This window comes from Conexibacter sp. CPCC 206217, from assembly GCF_030646165.1.
Lineage (GTDB): Bacteria > Actinomycetota > Thermoleophilia > Solirubrobacterales > Solirubrobacteraceae > Conexibacter.
Genome location: NZ_JAUTDO010000011.1, coordinates 70454 through 88334, shown reverse-complemented (window position 1 = coordinate 88334; position 17881 = coordinate 70454). Strand labels below are relative to the sequence as shown.

The following is a 17881-nucleotide window of genomic DNA, read 5'->3' as shown; positions in this document are numbered from 1 at the left end:
GGAGCGATGCTACCCCTGCTCGCGCCGCCGCACGATCGCCTCCTGCAGGACCGACTCCCAGCGCGCCACCGCGCCGTCGATCGTCTGCGTCTTCGCCCACGCGCGCGCACGCCGGCCGAGCCGGCCGCGCGCGAAGCGGTGGGCGATCAGGTCGTCGAGCGCGTCGAACCAGCCGTCGTCGGCGACCAGGCGGCCGCCCTGGCGCTCGCCGAGCCCCGCGTACGGGCCTATCGGCGACGCCAGCCACGGCGTGCCCGCGGACGCGTACTCCTTCAGCTTGACGTTGGAGCGGGTGCGGTTGAAGGCGATGTCGGCGAGCGGCGCGATCCCCACGTCCCACGCGCCGATGTGCTCCTGCAGCTTGCCGAACGAGACCTCGGCGCGGTGGACGTAGCGCTCCGGCGGCAGGCCCAACTGCAAGCCGAGCGTCTCGACGCGCACCTGCGGATGCGCGTCGAGCAGCTGCCGCAGCGTCTCCACGACCGGGATCCGCGGCAGCTCGGAGGCGTGCTCGAGGCCGGCGGTCCAGCCGATCACGACGCCGTCGTGGCCGCGTCGACGGGCACTCGCGGCGCCGCTGGCGAGATGGTTGTCGATCGTCTCCACGCGCGCGATCCCGACGCTGCGGTAGCGCTCCGCGAGCGCCGGAGTGGAGGCCGTCACGACGTGCGCCTCGCGCGCGGTCTTGACCGTCTGCGCGAAGATCCGCTGCGCGTGCAGACCGCCCGATCTTCTGTAGTACGGGCTCTCTCTCGGCAGCGTGCTGAGGTCGTCGTCAGTGTCCCAGACGAACGCCGCCCCGCGCTGCACTGCCGTCACGACGCCCTTCACCTCGTGCGGCTCCAGCGCGCGGTAGCCGAGGATCACGTCGCAGCCGCGCAGCAGCTCGGGCCGCGATCTGGCGTCGTGCTCGTCGATCCCCTCGGTCGCGTAGACGACCTCGTGGCCGCGCTCTCTGAGCGCGGCCAGCGGAATCAGATGCCGGTAGTGAGCGTTGACCTTCCACTCGCAGATCGCCCCGATGCGCATGGTCTGCGCAGCATGCCTGAGGCGCGGCGGCGGCGTGACGGTTCCCCACGGCCGCCGCGCGGTCGTCATCGGCGCACGGTCCGGAACGCGAGCGTGACCGCTCTGCCGCGGTTGCCGGCCGCGTCGACCGGCGTCACGACGAGCTTGTAGCCGCCCGCCGCGAGCGTCCTGCGGCCGATGCGGCCGTTGAAGGCGACGTGCCCGGCGCCCGCTGTGCCGACCTTCGCGACGAGCGTGCCGACCGTCTTGCCCGCCGTGCCGCGCCGCTTGGCCAGCTTCACGACCGCGATCCACAGCGTCGCGCGCTCGGACAACCGGAAGCGCAGCTGCACGCCCTTCGCACCGGCCTTGAAGCTGCCGCGCGTGATCGACGCACCGCTCAGGCGCGGCTTGACGTGGTCCGCGACGGCTCTTCTCGGCACGTCGCCGCCGGGCTGGCCGCCGCCGGCAACTTGTACGACTCGTTGACCCGGCGTCGTGAGCCCGCTGGAGAAGTCCGACCAGGTGATGCCGTTGTTGACCGAGCGGTAGATGCCGTCGTCCTCGGTCGCCGCGAAGACGGTCGAAGGGACGGTGTCGGTCGAATAGGCGCGGATCCAGCTGGCGCCGTCGACGGCCTTCAGGCCGATCAACGGATCCCAGTTGCCGCCGAAGTGACCGTCACGTGGTCGGTCAGCCGCGGCGCGCCGCTCGTTCAGGCGATCAAGCGTTCAGCGATCAGTTCGAGCGCGTCATCGTCCTCGAACAGGTGGTGCTGCAGCATCACGTGTGTGACACCCGCGGTCCTGTACTCGTCCAGCCGCGCGGCGATCTCGTCGGGCGTCCCGACGAGCCACGTCTTCGCCAGCTCCGCGAGTCCGTCCTCGACGACGTCGACCTCGCGGCCGAGGTTGTCGAAGATCTTCGCGGCGCGGCCGAGCAGCTCGTCGCGGTCGCGGCCGACGACGAAGCCGTTCATCAGCGTCAGCGGCACGTCGGCCGGGTCGCGGCCGGCCGCGACGCAGGCGTCGTCGAGCGCGCCGCGGATCTCCGCGCAGCGCGCGGGCGCCTCGTGCACGGTGTTGTACTCGTCGGCGAAGCGGGCGGCGAGCGCGAGGCTGCGCGGCTTGCCCTTGCCGCCGAGGCGCAGCAACGGCCGCGGACGCGCGAGCGTCTTGGGCTGCGCGTCGAGCGCGTCGTAGGTGTAGTGCGCGCCGTCGAACGAGAACGGCTCGTCGGCCCACATCCGCGTGATGATCTCGAGCTGCTCCTCGAGCACGTCGAAGCGCTCTCTCAGCGGCAGGAACGGGAAGCCGTAGCGCTCGTGCTCGGACTCCCACCAGCCGGAGCCGAGCCCCAGCTCGGCGCGGCCTCTGGAGGTGTGGTCGGCGGTCGTGACGAGCTTCGCGAGCACCGACGGGTGGCGGAACGAGGTCGGGCTGACGATCGTGCCCAGGCGGATCCGCTCGGTGACGGGCCCGAGCGCGCAGATCGTGCCCCACGCGTCGAGCGCCCCGCGCTCGCGCTTGTCGACGACGGAGAGGTAGTGATCGGAGCGGTAGAGCCCCGTGTAGCCGAGCCGCTGGGCGGTCTGCGCCAACGCCAGCCAGTGCGGCCAGGTGACGTCCTCCTGGCCTTCGATCATCACGGAGAGCAGCATGCGCGAGACCCTACCCGCGCGAAGGGGGTTTGGCGCGCGCGATCCGCGGCGAATCCAGTGAATGGTTCTCACACGCTTGGAGGCGGATCGCATGAAGTTCGGTTTGGCAGTGCTGCGCGCCCTGGTCGGCGGCCTGATGATCGGGCACGGCACGCAGAAGCTGTTCGGCTGGTTCGGCGGCTACGGCCCTGACAGCACCGGCCAGTTCTTCGAGAGACTCGGGCTGGTGCCGGGCAGACGCAACGCGCTGGCCGCCGGTGCCGCCGAAGCGGGCGGCGGCGCGCTGCTGGCGCTCGGGCTGGCGACGCCGCTGGCCGGTGCCGCGATAACGGGCACGATGGCGACGGCGATCGCAACCGTGCACGCCCCGAGAGGTCCGTGGGTGACCGACGGCGGCTGGGAGTACAACGCGGTGCTCGGCGCCGCGGTCTTCGCGATCGTCGACGCCGGCCCCGGCGCGTTCTCGCTCGACGCGGCGCGCGGACGCGAGCGCTGGGGCACGGGCTGGGCGCTGGCACAGCTCGGCGCCGGCCTCGCGGGCGCGGCGCTGACGATCAAGCTCGGCCGTGCGAACGCCGCCGCGGCGCCGGCGGAGGAGCTGCCGCCGAACCCCGGCTCGGCGCCCGACGGCTCGCCGCAGCCGGCTGCGGAGAGATAGTTCGGGAAAAGTCGAAGGGTGCTGCTATCTTGATGTTCGAACTTGATCGAACCAAGGAGGGCGCCCCATGGCCGCTACGTACATCACGGAGGTCCTCGCGACTCCCACCAACCGCCACGATCGCGCAGCCCTCGGCGTGATCGCGACGTACCTGCACGAGCTGACCGAGCACGGTCGCCCGCGCGAGGACGACGCCGCGCCGGCGCTCACGCTGCAGGCGGTCGATGATGACCTCGTCGACTGTTACGCCTGCGGCTGACGCCGGCGCACGCGCCCGCGGCTGATCACGCCTGCGCTTGACGCAGGCGCGGTCGCAGCACGTCCACCTGCCCGCGGAAGCCGTCGGCTTCGCGGGCCGCGCGGGCGTCGCTCCAACCGAGATGGCGCACCGCGATCTCGGCCGCGGCGTCGACCGCGTTGAGGCCGACCTGCGGCCCGAAGCCGACCATCGTGCGGCGCTGCAACACGTCGGTCAGCGTCTCCGCCAGCTCGGTCCGCAGCGAGAACGCGACCTCCGCCCCGATCGCGCCCGTCAACTCGTCGAACGGCTCGCGCAGGTCGGGGTGGCCGTCGGTGTAGTCGAGCAACTCGGCCGCGCGCGTGCCGTAGATCCGCAGCAGCCGCTCACCCGTCTCGCGATCGAGGTCGCTGGTGGCGTGGAAGCGCTCGCGGAAGCGCTCGAACGGATACGCGGTCCCGCCCGGCAGCGGGATCTGATGGGTGCGGCACTTGCCGGCCTTGCGATCGAGCTTCTTGACGGCCGCGTCGACGACCTCCTCGGCCAGCTGCCGGTACGTCGTGATCTTGCCGCCGACGATCGACAGCAGCCCCTCGACCCCCGGCGCGTGGTCGTGCACGACGTGGCTGCGCGTGATCGCCCCCTCGTCGCCGTCGGGCGCGACCGGCAGCGGCCGCACGCCCGCGTACGTGTAGAGGACGTTCTCGCTCGTCAGCCCGGCGCCCGGGATCAGCTTGTTCGTCTCCGAGATCAGGTAGTCGATCTCGGCGTCGGTCGCCGCGACCGTGTCGAGGTCGCCGTCGAAGCGGACGTCGGTCGTGCCGATCAGGTACTGGCCGTTCCACGGCACGATGAAGTACGGGCGCCCGTCCTCGACCGCCTCGGTGTAGACCGCCTCATGCGGCGCACCGGGAAACGGCCCGACGACGAGGTGACTGCCCTTCGTGCCGCCGATCATGCGCTGATCCGGTGCCTCGATCCCGCCCAGCACACGGTCGACCCACGGTCCGGCGGCGTTGACGACGAGGCTGCCGTGCGCGACGTAGGAGCGCTCGTGCAGGTCGTCGTGCAGCGCGACGCCGGTGACGCGCCCGGCGGGCCCGCGCTGCAGCTCGGCGACGCGCATGTACGGCAGCACGACGGCGCCGAGCCGGCGCGCGTCGAGCGCGTTCTCCAGTGCGAGGCGCTCCGGGTACTCGGCCTGCGCATCGTAGTAGGCGGCCGCGCCGCGCAGCCCTTCGCGCCGCAATCCGGGCTCGCGCTGCAGCGCCTCGGCGCCGTTGAGCATCCGGTGACGCGACATCGACTTGTCCATCGACAGCGCGTCGTACGCCATCATCCCCATCCGGATCATCTTCGTGCCGCGCTTGTGCTCCTCGTAGACCGGCAGCAGGAACGACAGCGGATGGACCAGATGGGGCGCGATGTGCAGCAGCACCTCGCGCTCGCGCAGCGATTCGCGCACCAGCGGCAGCTCCCGATGCTCCAGATAACGGAGCCCACCATGCACCAATCGGGTCGATCGGCTGGTCGTTCCCGCGCCAAGATCGCCCTTGTCGAGCAGCAGCACGCTGAGGCCGCGCAAGGAGGCATCGCGCGCGATGCCGGCACCGTTGATTCCGGCGCCGACGACGATCACGTCGAACGGGCGCTCGAAGGCGGTGTCAGGCAAAGGGTTGCGCATGGTTTGAATCTTCATAGCAGGCGCGTCGGCAGCGGGTCAGGCTGGGGGGTTCGGGGTACATCGAACCCATGCCCCCCACAAAGTCAGCGCCCAACGCTGGCGGGACTTCGGTCTTCGGCCCCGGTGCAGCGTGGCGGCGCACAAATTTAGGCGACGCGCTCGGTGAGTTCGCGGGCACGTTCATCCTCATCATGTTCGGCGTCGGGTCCGTCGCGATGGCGGTCGCGGCGCTCCCGGAGTCCGGCCGCGGTTCATTCGACACCGCAAGCTGGTTGATCATCGCGTTCGGGTGGGGCTTCGGCGTCACCTTCGGTGTGTACGTCGCCGGCGGCATCACCGGTGCCCATCTCAATCCAGCGGTCACGCTCGCGCTTGCGCTGCGACGCGGATTCGCCTGGTCGAAGGTTCCCTGGTACGTCGCCGCACAGGTACTCGGTGCATTTGTCGCCGCCCTGCTGCTCTACCAGGTCTACGGCGCATCGATCGACTCGCTCGAACGGGCCAGAGACATCGTCCGCGGCACACCCGACTCGGTCGGGACGTTTTCGATCTTCGCCACGTTCCCCGCCGGTTACTTCGGCAATTGGTGGGGACCGTTCATCGACGAAGTCGTCGCGACGGCATTGCTGGTGTTCCTCATCTTCGCCCTCATCGACAACTACAACCAGCCGCCGAAGTCCAACCTGGCCCCGCTCATCGTCGGCTTCATCGTCGTCGTCATCGGCCTGTCGTTCGGGGCCAACTCCGGTTACGCGATCAATCCGGCGCGCGACCTCGGGCCGCGACTCGTGACCTGGATCTACGGCTGGAAGGAGATCGCCGTCCCAGGCAACTACGGGAACGTCAACAGCTATATGTGGATCCCGATCGCCGCGCCATTGGTGGGTGCTGCGATCGCGGCGTATCTCTACGACTTCTTCATCGGCGACATGCTGAAGGGCCGCGGCGTCGAGCCGGACACCGGCGTCGAATCCGAGGGCGAGACGGAGATCGAGGTCGAGGACCGCGGACCCCGGACCGGCTACGCCGGCGACGGCGAGCACGCGCCCGACGGCACGACCGGACGAACTCCGGGCCGCACGCCGGGCGGAGGCACCTCATGAAGAAGCTGATCAACGATCCGGAGGCGGTGGTCAGCGAAGCGCTCGAAGGGATCGCCGCCGCCTACCCCGAGCGTCTGCGGGTCTCACACGACCCCGCGTTCATCGTGCGCGCCGACGCGCCCGTCAGCGGCAAGGTCGGGGTCCTGTCGGGCGGCGGCAGCGGCCACGAGCCGCTGCACGGCGGCTTCGTCGGGCGCGGCATGCTCGGCGTCGCCTGCCCGGGGGCGGTCTTCACCTCCCCCACGCCGGACCAGATGCTGGCCGCGACGCAGGCGGTCGACGGCGGCGCCGGCGTGCTGCACATCGTCAAGAACTACACCGGCGACGTGATGAACTTCGAGGCGGCCGCCGAACTGGCGGCCGCGGAGGGCGCCGAGGTCGCCTCGGTGCTCGTCGACGACGACGTCGCCGTGCAGGACTCGACCTACACGGCCGGCCGGCGCGGCGTCGGCGCGACGGTGCTGGTCGAGAAGATCGCCGGCGCCGCCGCCGAGGCGGGACGGCCGCTGGCGGACGTCGCCGCGCTGGCCGAACGCGTCAACGCGCAGGCGCGCTCGATGGGCATGGCGCTGACGTCGTGCACCGTCCCGCACGTCGGCACCCCGACGTTCGACCTCGCCGAGGACGAGATGGAGATCGGGATCGGGATCCACGGCGAGCCCGGCCGCGAGCGGGTCGGACTGGAAGCCGCCGACCGGATCGTCGACCGCCTGCTGGAGCCGATCCTGTCCGACCTGCCGTTCGTCGCCGGCGACCGCGTGCTCGCGTTCGTCAACGGGATGGGCGGCACCCCGCTGATCGAGCTGTACATCGTCTACCGCCGCGTCGCGCAGGTGCTCGCCGAGCGCGGCCTGCGGATCGAGCGCAACCTGATCGGCAACTACATCACCTCGCTGGAGATGGCGGGCACGTCGATCACGCTGTTGAAGCTCGACGACGAGCTGGTGCGGCTGTGGGACGCCCCCGTCGACACGCTGGCGCTGCGCTGGGGGGTCTGAGTGGACGTCCCCGCATGGATGCGCGCCGGCGCCGAGGCGCTGATGCAGGAGCGTGACCGGCTCAACCGCCTCGACGCCGACATCGGCGACGGTGACCACGGCGCCAACATGGCACGTGGCTTCGCCGCCGCCGTCGAGAGACTGAACGGGGCGGGCGACGCGCTCGCTCCCGCCGACGCGATGAGAAGCGTCGGGATAACGTTGCTGTCGAAGGTCGGCGGCGCGGCCGGGCCGCTCTACGGCTCGTTCTTCATCGGCGCCGCGGGCGCGTTGAGAGACCGCTCCGCCGACGCGGTCGACGCGGCGGCGTGGGCGGACGCGCTCGACGCGGCGGTCGCGGGCGTGCAGAGACGCGGCAAGGCGCAGGCGGGCGACAAGACGATGCTCGACGCGCTGTTTCCCGCGCGCGACGCGCTGCGCGCGGCCGTCGGCGACTCGGTCACGCTCGCAGACGCGCTTGCCGCAAGTGCCGAGGCGGCCGACGCCGGCGCCGAGGCGACCGTGCCGCTGCTGGCGAGAAAGGGGCGCGCGAGCTACCTTGGCGAGCGCTCGATCGGACATCAGGATCCGGGTGCGACGTCGAGCGCGCTGTTGCTGCATGCGCTCGCGCAGACCTGGAAGAGACCGTCGCAATGAGGAGACCACGACATGGCTGAGTACGTCGGCGCGATCGACCAGGGGACCTCGAGCTCGCGCTTCATCATCTTCGACACCGACGGCAACATCGTGCAGGTCGGCCAGCGCGAGCACAGACAGATCCACCCCAGAGCGGGCTGGGTCGAGCACGATCCGCACGAGATCCGCACGCGCGTGAGAGAGGTGATCGCCGACGCGATCGGCAAGAGCGACGTGCGGCCGAGAGAGATCAAGGCGATCGGGATCACCAACCAGCGCGAGACGACGATGCTGTGGGATCGCAGAACCGGCGAGCCGGTCTACAACGCGATCGTCTGGCAGGACACGCGCACCTCCGCGATCGTCAGAGAGCTCGCCGGCGACAGAGGGCTGGACCGCCTGCGCCCGATCTGCGGCCTGCCGCTGTCGACGTACTTCTCCGGCCCGAAGGCGAAGTGGATCCTCGACAACGTCGACGGCGTGCGCGAGCGCGCCGAGGCCGGCGACATCCTCTTCGGGACGATGGACACGTGGACGATCTGGTGCCTGACCGGCGGCCCGAACGGCGGCGTCCACGTCACCGACGTGACGAACGCCTCGCGCACGATGCTGATGGACCTCAGAACGCTCGACTGGTCCGACGAGGCGCTCTCCCTGATGGGCCTCCCGCGCTCGATCCTGCCCGAGATCCGCTCGTCGTCGGAGGTCTACGGCGAGGTGCAGGGGACCGCGCTCGACGGCGTGCCGATCTCCGGCGTGCTGGGCGATCAGCAGGCGGCGTTGTTCGGCCAGGCGTGCTTCGAGCCGGGGACGGCGAAGAACACGTACGGCACGGGCTCGTTCCTGCTCGTCAACACCGGCAACGAGCCGGTCCCGTCGGAGAAGCTGCTGACGACGGTCGGCTACAAGATCGGCGACCAGGACGCGGTCTACGCGCTGGAGGGCTCGATCGCGGTGACCGGCGCCGGCGTGCAGTGGCTGCGCGACCAGCTCGGGATCATCAGAACCGCGCAGGAGTCCGAGAGCCTGGCGGCGTCGGTCGAGGACACCGGCGACGTCTACTTCGTGCCGGCGTTCTCGGGGTTGTTCGCGCCGTATTGGCGCGACGACGCTCGCGGTGTGATCGTCGGCATGACCGCGTTCACGAACAAGGCCCACATCACGCGCGCCGTGCTGGAGTCGGTCGCGTGGCAGAGCCGCGAGGTCGTCGACGCGGCCAACGAGGCCTCCGACGCGCCGTTCAAGGAGCTGAAGGTCGACGGCGGCATGGTCGCCAACGAGCTGCTGATGCAGTTCCAGTCCGACGTCCTCGGCGTCCCCACGATCCGCCCGAAGGTCTCCGAGACGACCGCGCTCGGCGCCGCCTACGCGGCGGGCATCGCGGTCGGCGTCTGGTCCGGCACCGACGACGTGACGAGAAACTGGGGCGAGGACAAGCGCTGGGAGCCGTCCGAGCCCGCCGAGGCGATCGAGAAGCGCTACGCGAGGTGGAAGGAAGCGGTCCAGCGGACGCTGGGCTGGGTCGACGGCGACTGAGCGGCGCGGCCGAGCCGGCGCGTGGTAGGCATCGTCCTCGTCTCGCACAGCTCCCGGCTCGCGCTGGGGGTTGCGGAGCTGGCGCGTGAGATGGGCGGGGACGTACGGTTGGAGGCGGCGGGCGGGATGGAGCCGGACGCCGCCGGCGAGGAGCCGCCGCTCGGTACCGACGCCGCGCGCGTGATGGCGGCGATCGAGGCGGCCGACGACGGCTCCGGCGACGGCGTGCTGGTGCTGATGGACCTCGGCAGCGCGGTCCTCAGCGCCGAGACGGCGCTCGACCTGCTCGACCCCGACCTGGCTGAGCGTGTCCGCCTCGCGGCGGCGCCGTTGGTCGAGGGCGCGGTCGCGGCGGCCGTGTCCGCCCAGTCCGGCGCCTCGCTCGAAGCCGTCGCCGCCGAGGCCCGCGGCGGCCTCGCCGGCAAGCTCGCCCACCTCGGTGAGGAGGCGCCGGCTTCCGCTCCTCCCGCCGCTGCGCAAGAGGACCGGAAGCCCGGGGACCGCATGGGGCCCCGATCTCCCGCTCCTTCCCCCGGCGCGATCGAGGACCGCTTCGTCGTGACCGTCGCCCAGGGCCTCCACGCCCGACCGGCGGCCCGCTTCGTCCGCACCGCGACCGCGTTCGACGCCCAGATCGAGCTGCGCAACGCCACCACCGGCGCCGGCCCCGCCTCGGCGACCTCCCTCAACGCGATCGCCACTCTCGGCGTCCGTGAGGGCCACGAGTTGCTGCTCCGCGCGACAGGCCCGGATGCGCGGACCGCGTTGCAGAAGCTGCGCGAAGTCGCGACGGAGGGCGGCGGAGATGTGGTCGCAGGTGGAACGGGTACGAGCGGCGCGGGCGCCAACGCGGACGAGGCCGGCGCGGACGGCGCGGACGGCGCCGGCGACGCCGTCGACGCCATCTCGCCAGCCGCGCCCGCCCGCGCCCTCCCGCCCGGCGCGCCCGAAGGCGCGCTGGCGGGGATCGCCAGTTCGCCCGGGATCGCGTTCGGGCCGCTGCTGTGGATCGGCGGCGGTGCCGGGGCGGCGACGCCGATCGCGCAAGCGCCGAGCGGGCCGCCGGAGCAGGAGTGGGCGGCTCTGAGCGCGGCGCGCGACCTCGTTCGCGGCGAGATCGAGCGGGGCCGCGATCGGCTCGCGCGGGACGTGGGAGCGAACGAGGCCGAGGTCCTCGACGCGCTCGCGCTCGTGCTCGACGACGACGCCCTGCTCGGCCCCGCCCGCCACGCGATCGACGACGACCGCCGCAGCGCCGCGCGCGCCTGGTCCGACGCCGTCGACGCGATCGCGGACCGCTACCGCGCCCTCGACGACCCCTACCAACGCGAACGCGCCGCCGACGTCCTCGACGTAGGCCAGCGCGTCCTGCGAGCGCTCGCCACCGAAGCCTCACCCCCCGCCTCCCTCGATGCGGTCGCTGGCCAGGACCCGGCGCGCCATCCGGGCGCCGGTCAATCCATCCTCCTCGCCGCCGACCTCACCCCCATCGACGCCGCCGGCCTCGACCGCGCCACCGTCGCCGGCATCGCCACGGCGCAGGGCGGCCCCACCTCGCACGGCGCGATCCTCGCGCGGGCGCTCGGCGTGCCCGCCGTGGTGGGGATCGGCGACGGGCTGACACAGCTCAGAGACGGCGCCCGAGCGATCCTCGACGGCGACGCCGGCCTGCTGATCCCCGCCCCGATGCCAGCCACCGAGCAGGACTACCGCGAGCGGCGCGCGCTCGCCGCGGCGGCCGCGGAGCAAGCGAGCGCCGCGGCGCACGATCCGGCCACCACGAGCGACGGCGTTCGGATCGAGGTCGCCGCCAACGCGGGCAGCCCGTTCGACGCGGAGGAGGCGGCCGCGGAGGGCGCCGACGGGGTCGGCCTGCTGCGCACCGAGTTCGCCTTCCTCGACCGCGCGAGCGCGCCGTCGGAGGACGAGCAGGTCGCGATCTACTCGCAGGCGGCGCGCGCGTTGAACGGCCTCCCGCTGATCGTCCGCACGCTCGACGCCGGCGCCGACAAGCCGCTCCCCTACCTCGCGATGGCGGCCGAGGCGAATCCGTTCCTCGGCGTGCGCGGCGTGCGGCTCGGGCTCGCCCGCCCTGAGCTGCTGCGAACCCAGCTGCGCGCGATCGTGCGGACCGCGGGCGCATTCCCGAACGTCAAGCTGATGTTCCCGATGATCGCGACGATCGACGAGCTGCGCGCCGCCCGCGGCCTGCTCGACGCGGCACTCGCGCAGACCGGCGCGCAGCCGCTCGACGGGTTCGAGGTCGGGATCATGGTCGAGGTCCCCGCCGCCGCCCTGACGGCGGTGCAGCTCGCGCGCGAGGTCGACTTCTTCTCGCTCGGCACGAACGACCTGACGCAGTACGTGCTGGCCGCCGAGCGCGGCAACGCCGCGCTCGGAGCGCTCGCCGACGGCCTCCACCCCGCCGTGCTGCGGCTCGTCGACGAGGTCTGCCGCGCCGCCCGCGCGCACGGCCGCTGGGTCGGTGTCTGCGGCGAGTTGGGCGCGGACCCGGCCGCGGCACCGCTGCTCGTCGGCCTCGGCGTGCGCGAGCTGTCGGTCGCGGCGCCGTCGGTCCCCGCCGTCAAGGCGGCGATCCGCACGCTCGACGTCGGCGACGCCGAAGCGCTCGCCCACGCCGCGCTGGCAGCCGAGTCCGCCGACGCCGTCCGCGTCCTCGTCGCACTCGCCTGAGCGTCACGCGGACACCGTTCGGTTTCCCCGTCACACCCAACGGGCAGCCGAGAAAGACGCCACCGACCGAGAGGAGCACCCAGTGCTCACCATCACGGAGAACGCAGCAGAGGCGATCCGCGGGATCTGCGCCGCGCCCGAGATCCCCGACGGCGCCGGCATCCGCATCGCGACCCAGCCGGGCGCGCAGCAGCCGGGAGCGCTCGAGGTGACCGTCGCCGAGGTCCCCGCCGACTCCGACCACGTGCTCGACGAGGCCGGCGCGCGCGTGTTCGTCGAGGACACCGCCGCGCAGATACTCGACGACAAGATGCTCGACGCGCAGATCGATGGCCAGCGCGTCGGCTTCTACATCGGCGAGCAGCCTTAGCGCGGGCGCGCGGCGACGGGTCGCCGCGCCCCTCGCTCAACGCGCCAGCAGCTGCACGATCGCCGCCACGCCGACGACCACGATCACGATGCGCAGCACGTTCGGCGGCAGCCGGCGGCCTATGCGGGCGCCGAGCTGCCCGCCGACCGTCGAGCCGACCGCCAGCAGCCCGACGGCCTCCCACTCGATGTGCGCGACGACGATGAAGATCGTCGCCGCGACGACGTTGACGACCATCGCCATCACGTTCTTGAGCGCGTTGATGCGCTGCACGTCCTCGTCGATCGCGAGGCCGAGGATCGCCATCAGCACGATCCCCTGCGCGGCGCCGAAGTAGCCGCCGTAGACGCCCGTCAGGTAGCCGAACCCGTAGGCGACCGGGCCGCCCTCGCGCGTCTCGATCTGCGGCTTGCGACGCGCCGCCTGCGCCCGCGCCAGCCGCGGCTGCAGCGCGACCATCACGAGCGCCAGCGCGATCATCCCCGGCACGATCTTCTCGAATGCCGAGTCGGGCAGCACGAACAGCAGGCCCGCGCCAGTGCAGGCGCCGAGCATCGACGCGGTCCCCCAGCGCAGCATGCGAGCGCGCTGGCCGACCAGCTCGCGCCGGTAGCCGTACACGCCGGAGACCGCTCCGGTCGCGAGCCCGACGCAGTTGGAGACGTTCGCGGTCAACGGCGGGTAGCCGACCGCGAGCAGGACGGGGAACGTGATCAGCGTGCCGCTGCCGACCACGGTGTTGATCGTGCCGGCGGCGACGCCGGCCACGAGGACCACCAGCGCCTGTAGCAGGGACACTCGCGGGTCAGTCCGGTACGGCGACGAGCTCGAGCACGCCGAGCAGCTCACCGACGCGGCAGACCAGCAGACGCTCCTCGTCGACCTCGACCCACGCGCCCGCGGCGGCCGGGAAGACGACGTGGTCGCCCGGCTTCACCGGCATCGTGACGCCGACGTGCTGCCACCAGTCGAGCCCCTGGCCGACGGCCAGGACGATCCCGTGCTGGGGTGGCGGCTCATGCGTTCCAGCCGGAACGACGAGGCCCGACTCGCGTACGCGGTCGGGCTCGAGCTCCTTGATCACGACGCGGTCGAACAGGGGGCGGAGCTGGTTGCGCATCCGCGAAAGCATAGGAGCCCGGCTCGGAAACCGAAGTTCCGAGCCGGGCTCGTCCTGCTCCCTCCTCCCAGGGCTCGCCACTAGCGAGCCCAGAGGGGGCCCGCCCGACAGAGGGGAGGCTGTCGGGCGGGCCAGTCCCGCTCCGTCCGGCACGGGGGGTTGCGAGCGTGCGGAGCGGGAAGCTTGTGCTGCTGGCTGCTGAGCCGGGTTACGGCACCAGCTGCTGCTGGAGCTGCTCCAGCAGTTGCTGCGGATCGATCTGCTGCGTGCCCTGGCTCGGGTCGACCTGCTGGTTGGGGTCGACCTGCTGCTGCGGATCGATCTGGCTGGGGTCGACCTGCTGGTCGGGGTCGACCTGCTGCTGCGGATCGATCTGGCTCGGGTCGACCTGCTGGTTCGGATCCACCTGCTGCTGCGGGTCAGTCTGCGAGCCGCTCGCGCTGGCCTGCTCGGCGCCCGCCGGCTGCTCGCCGAGCGTGACGGTGAGCGTGTGGTCGGAGCCGTCGCGGCGGATCGTCAGCTCGACCTTGTCGCCGACCTGCTTGGCGTTGACGAGGCCGGACAGCGCGGCCGAGTCGAGCACGTTCTTGCCGTCGAAGCCGACGATCGTGTCGCCCGCTCTGACACCCGCGGTGGCCGCCGGACCGCCGTCGGTGACCGCGCCGACCTGCGCGCCGCCGCTGGAGGAGTCGCCCATCTGGACGCCGAGGTAGGCGTGCTTGACGGTGCCGCTCTGCTCGAGCTGCTCGACGACGTTCTTGACGGTGTTGGACGGCGCCGCGAAGCCGATGCCGACGTTGCCCTCGCTGGAGCTGGAGCCGGTCAGGATCTGCGAATTCACGCCGACCACGTCACCCTCGGCGTCCAGCAGCGGGCCACCGGAGTTGCCAGGGTTGATCGGGGCGTCGGTCTGCACGACGCCGTTGATGGTGAAGCCGTTGGGGGCGGTGATCTGCCGCTGCAGCGCGGAGACGACACCGGTCGTGAGCGTGCGGTCGAGCCCGAACGGGTTGCCGATCGCGAAGACGTTGTCTCCGACGGACAGCTTGTCGGAGTCGCCGAACTGCAGCGGTCTCAAGTTGCTCGCGTTGACCTTCAGGAGCGCGATGTCGGTCGACTCGTCCTTGCCGACGACCTCAGCGGGCTCGGTCTTGCCGTCGCCGATCTTCACGGTGACGGTCGAGGCGCCGTTGACGACGTGGGCGTTGGTGACGATGTAACCGTCAGCGGAGACGACGAAGCCGGAGCCGGTCGCCTCGCCGGCCTGACCCTGGTTCTCGCTGAACGGGTCGGCAGAAGAAGATTGAGCGGTGATGTTCGAGGTGATGTACGCGACGGAGGGGCTGGCAGCCGCGTAGACCTGCTTGGCGTCGAGCTGGTCGCCGTTGTTCTGCGCAACGCTGACCTTCTGGGGCTGCGATGCAGCCGGCTCGATCACGGTCTTGGTCGAGCCGCCGCCGTCTCCGGTGACGCCAACGACGGCAGCGCCGCCCGCAGCGCCGAGGACGGCGGCTGCGGCGAGGGTGACGATGGCCTTGGGTGTGTTCATGCCAGTCAGGATGGGCCGACATCCTGAGCGTCACTTGAGCGAAAGGTAAGCCGGCCCGAAAGCTCCCTAAGAAGGAGCTGAAGGGCGCCAGCTCAGCTGAGCCAGCCGCCCCCGAGAAAGCGCTCGATTCGCTTCGTGACCTTCTTCAACGAGCCGATCGAGGCGGTCGGGTCGCCGGGGATCTGCAGGCTGTGGTCGTGGCCCGACAGCTCCATCTGCAGGATCAGCGCGCTGGAGCCGACGCTGTCCGGGTGCCAGGTCGGGTCGTCGCTGCTGCCGACGATCAGCACGGGACGTGTCGTGCGCGCGATCGCGCCGCGCACCTCGGGGCGGTCCAGCAGCGGCGTCAGCCAGATCGCCGGCAGGTCCTCTTCGACGACCAGCTCGGCGGCGTGGCTGGCGAGCGACTTGCCGATCACCAGCGTCGTCGGCGCCGGGTCGTGCGCGAGCGCACGCGCGGCGCGGTCGCGCATCCACGCGAACGGGTCCTCCCCGGCCGGCGGCTCGTCGAGCACCTCCAGCACGCCGAAGCCCTTCGCGACGGCGACTTCGCGCGCGAACCACAGCAACGGCGCCCGCGTCGGGTAGCGTGCGCCCGGCAGAATCACCACACGCCGTTCGGCCTCGGGCCGGTGGATGGCGACCGGGAACGCTGACTGCTCGCTCGACGACACGCGCGGCAGGTTAGTGCAACGGCGCCGCCCACCGGAGATCGAGGGCGTGCCGGCGCGCAACCCTGACCGCCTCAGGCGGTTGTGGTGGTCGAACCGTAACCCCGTTCCCCCCGATAGGAGCCTGGATGAAGATCATCGGCGCTGGACTTCCCCGGACCGCGACGACGACGCAGTGGCTGGCGCTGAGAATGCTCGGGCTGCCGACCTACCACATGAAGGACATGATGGAGGACCTCAGAAAGGGCGTCGACGTGTGGCGACGCGCCTACAACGGCGAGGAGCCGTGGGACGAGGTCTTCGACGGCTTCGAGGCGACGGTCGACTGGCCCGCGGCGTATCACTGGCGCGAGCTGATGGACAAGTACCCGGACGCGAAGGTTCTGCTCAGCGTGCGCGACGGGGACGCGTGGGCGAAGTCGATGAACGACACGATCGTCCAGATCTACTTCGGCGACTCCTTCATGCGCAGCATGTGCCAGGCGCGCTACCGGATCGACCCGGACTGGGCGGCCTGGGTCGACCTCAACATCGACACGTTCTGGAAGGGTCCGCGCGGCACGCTGGCGAACACGTTCGGCGAGCGCGAGCCGCTCGTGAAGGCGATGAACCGCTGGAACGACGAGGTCAAGTCGACCGTCCCGGCCGACCGCCTGATCGTGTGGGAGCCGAAGGACGGCTGGGAGCCGCTGGCCGAGGCCGTCGGCGTGCCCGTGCCGAGCGAGCCGCTGCCGCACGCGTTCGACACCGAGATCTTCAAGTCGTCGATCACCGGCGGCGCGATCGAGGCCGTCAACGCCTACTGGGCGAAGCAGAGCGCGGCTGCCTGAGCCGCAGCACGGGCCGAGCGCCGCGCGCCTCAGCGTGCGCGGCGCCGCGCCGCGCCGCTCACGCGCGCGGCGCGCGCCAGCCGGGCACTCTCAGCTCGCCGAACGGCGGCGTCGTGACCGCGACGCCGTCGTAGTAGCCGGACTTCAGCAGCAGGTCGGGCTGCGGCGGCGAGGCGATGCCCGCGACCCATAGGCGACCCTGGTCGCGCATCGGTCCGCCGCCGTGCTCGACGCCGCAGGGCACCAGCAGCACGTCGTGCATCTGCACGCGCACGCGCCCGCCACGCAGCTCCAGGTCGCCGGGCTCGCCGTCGAGGAAGACGACGCACTCGTCCGAGATCGGATGCGTGTGCCGCGGGGCCGGCGCGCCCGGCTCGATCGGGCCGAAGTTCAAGCCGGAGCTGCGCACGCCGTGCCCGGGCCACAGCACCATCAGCGTCGCGCTGCCGACGCTGCCGGTCTGCGCGCCGCGGTAGACGTTGAAGAGCGCCCCGCGCGTCCGCACGTCGTCCAGCTCGAGGTTCCACGCGCGCACGTCCGGCTCGCTGTCGCGCAACCGCAGCTCGCTGCGCAGGGCGAGCGAGCCAGGCAGCGCGGCGCGGCGCGCATGCTCGATCACGCCGAAGCGCATCGCCCCGGCGACGCGGTCGTAGAAGCCGGCCGGCTCGTAGAGGTCGAACGGCGGCGGCGTCAGCTGCGTCACGAGCACGAAGTCGCGCTCGGCGCCGAGCGCGTTGCGGGTCGCGTGCGCGACGCCGGGCGGCCAGAAGGCGACGTCGCCGGCGCCGACCGCGACCCAGCGCTCGTGCAGCCAGACCTCGCCCTCCCCCTGCAGGCAGAGCACTGCCTCCTCCCCGAGCGGGTAGGCGTAGCGCTCGCTCTCCTCCCCCGGCCGGTGCGTGACGACGTGGACGCTCTGCGTCTGGAAGCCGTTGCCGGGCCACGCGATCAGACGGGTCGCGAGCCCATGGAGCGAGATCTCGATCCCCTCGTTGAGGTTCCCCACCCCGCCGGAACGGCGGATCTCCTCATGCGTGCGGTTGCGAAAATCCATCTCTCTCTCGCAGTCAAAGTCTCGGGACGGCTGCTCCCCCCGATGATCGGCACCGCTCCTGGCGCCTTGACGGCATGTCTACCCCAACGCGGG

General features: G+C 71.7%; 18 protein-coding genes. 9 read left to right on the top strand and 9 right to left on the bottom strand.

What is annotated here, in order from left to right:
- Positions 1-9: 9 nt before the first annotated feature.
- From Q7L65_RS24015 to Q7L65_RS24005, 3 genes are all read right to left on the bottom strand, one after another.
- A complete protein-coding gene (locus tag Q7L65_RS24015; protein ID WP_304725245.1) occupies positions 10-1029 on the bottom strand; it encodes a hypothetical protein in 1020 nt (339 codons plus the stop codon).
- Between the two features lie 65 nt (positions 1030-1094).
- Entirely contained in the window at positions 1095-1661 is a 567-nt protein-coding gene (locus Q7L65_RS24010) for a hypothetical protein (RefSeq protein WP_304725244.1), read from the bottom strand.
- A gap of 62 nt (positions 1662-1723) precedes the next feature.
- Complete coding sequence (locus Q7L65_RS24005) at positions 1724-2668, bottom strand: TIGR03560 family F420-dependent LLM class oxidoreductase (protein ID WP_304725242.1); 945 nt, start codon at positions 2666-2668, stop codon at positions 1724-1726.
- A 91-nt stretch (positions 2669-2759) separates the two neighbouring features.
- Here Q7L65_RS24005 and Q7L65_RS24000 point away from each other — a divergent pair, with 91 nt between their 5' ends.
- Both Q7L65_RS24000 and Q7L65_RS23995 read left to right on the top strand, forming a co-directional pair.
- Positions 2760-3326: a DoxX family protein gene (locus tag Q7L65_RS24000; RefSeq protein ID WP_304725240.1), complete on the top strand. Its 567-nt coding sequence runs from the start codon at positions 2760-2762 to the stop codon at positions 3324-3326.
- A 67-nt stretch (positions 3327-3393) separates the two neighbouring features.
- On the top strand, positions 3394-3585 hold the full coding sequence (locus Q7L65_RS23995; RefSeq protein WP_304725238.1) for a hypothetical protein: 192 nt from the start codon (positions 3394-3396) through the stop codon (positions 3583-3585).
- A gap of 25 nt (positions 3586-3610) precedes the next feature.
- On the opposite strand, the gene glpD is transcribed toward Q7L65_RS23995, so the two are convergent.
- Positions 3611-5236, bottom strand: a complete 1626-nt coding sequence (glpD, locus tag Q7L65_RS23990; RefSeq protein ID WP_304725236.1) for a glycerol-3-phosphate dehydrogenase — start codon at positions 5234-5236, stop codon at positions 3611-3613.
- Positions 5237-5316: 80 nt separating this feature from the next.
- Between glpD and Q7L65_RS23985 the strand changes: the two genes are divergently transcribed.
- The 6 genes from Q7L65_RS23985 (at position 5317) to Q7L65_RS23960 (ending at position 12564) form a co-directional block, all read left to right on the top strand.
- Positions 5317-6351 (top strand): MIP/aquaporin family protein, encoded by a 1035-nt coding sequence (locus Q7L65_RS23985; protein WP_304725234.1) that lies wholly within the window; start codon positions 5317-5319, stop codon positions 6349-6351.
- On the top strand, positions 6348-7349 hold the full coding sequence (gene dhaK / locus Q7L65_RS23980; RefSeq protein WP_304725232.1) for a dihydroxyacetone kinase subunit DhaK: 1002 nt from the start codon (positions 6348-6350) through the stop codon (positions 7347-7349). Before Q7L65_RS23985 ends, dhaK begins: the two co-directional genes overlap by 4 nt.
- Positions 7350-7985: a dihydroxyacetone kinase subunit DhaL gene (gene dhaL / locus Q7L65_RS23975; protein WP_304725231.1), complete on the top strand. Its 636-nt coding sequence runs from the start codon at positions 7350-7352 to the stop codon at positions 7983-7985.
- Positions 7986-7997: 12 nt separating this feature from the next.
- The gene (gene glpK, locus Q7L65_RS23970; RefSeq protein ID WP_304725229.1) at positions 7998-9500 is read left to right on the top strand and encodes a glycerol kinase GlpK; all 1503 of its coding nucleotides are present in this window, start codon (positions 7998-8000) and stop codon (positions 9498-9500) included.
- Between the two features lie 21 nt (positions 9501-9521).
- Positions 9522-12194, top strand: a complete 2673-nt coding sequence (ptsP, locus tag Q7L65_RS23965; protein WP_304725226.1) for a phosphoenolpyruvate--protein phosphotransferase — start codon at positions 9522-9524, stop codon at positions 12192-12194.
- Between the two features lie 82 nt (positions 12195-12276).
- On the top strand, positions 12277-12564 hold the full coding sequence (locus tag Q7L65_RS23960) for a HesB/YadR/YfhF-family protein (protein WP_304725224.1): 288 nt from the start codon (positions 12277-12279) through the stop codon (positions 12562-12564).
- Positions 12565-12600: 36 nt separating this feature from the next.
- Here Q7L65_RS23960 and Q7L65_RS23955 read toward each other — a convergent pair whose 3' ends face one another.
- The 4 genes from Q7L65_RS23955 to Q7L65_RS23940 all read right to left on the bottom strand — a co-directional run bounded on the left by Q7L65_RS23955 (position 12601) and on the right by Q7L65_RS23940 (position 15907).
- Entirely contained in the window at positions 12601-13362 is a 762-nt protein-coding gene (locus tag Q7L65_RS23955; RefSeq protein WP_304725223.1) for a sulfite exporter TauE/SafE family protein, read from the bottom strand.
- A gap of 7 nt (positions 13363-13369) precedes the next feature.
- Positions 13370-13684, bottom strand: coding sequence for a co-chaperone GroES (locus Q7L65_RS23950; protein ID WP_304725221.1), 315 nt, complete (start codon positions 13682-13684; stop codon positions 13370-13372).
- 208 nt (positions 13685-13892) lie between these two features.
- A complete protein-coding gene (locus Q7L65_RS23945) occupies positions 13893-15233 on the bottom strand; it encodes a S1C family serine protease (RefSeq protein ID WP_304725218.1) in 1341 nt (446 codons plus the stop codon).
- Between the two features lie 92 nt (positions 15234-15325).
- Positions 15326-15907, bottom strand: a complete 582-nt coding sequence (locus tag Q7L65_RS23940) for a hypothetical protein (RefSeq protein ID WP_304725214.1) — start codon at positions 15905-15907, stop codon at positions 15326-15328.
- Positions 15908-16032: 125 nt separating this feature from the next.
- Between Q7L65_RS23940 and Q7L65_RS23935 the strand changes: the two genes are divergently transcribed.
- A complete protein-coding gene (locus tag Q7L65_RS23935) occupies positions 16033-16734 on the top strand; it encodes a sulfotransferase family protein (protein WP_304725211.1) in 702 nt (233 codons plus the stop codon).
- Between the two features lie 58 nt (positions 16735-16792).
- Here Q7L65_RS23935 and Q7L65_RS23930 read toward each other — a convergent pair whose 3' ends face one another.
- On the bottom strand, positions 16793-17788 hold the full coding sequence (locus Q7L65_RS23930; RefSeq protein ID WP_304725209.1) for a cupin domain-containing protein: 996 nt from the start codon (positions 17786-17788) through the stop codon (positions 16793-16795).
- Between the last annotated feature and the right edge of the window lie 93 nt (positions 17789-17881).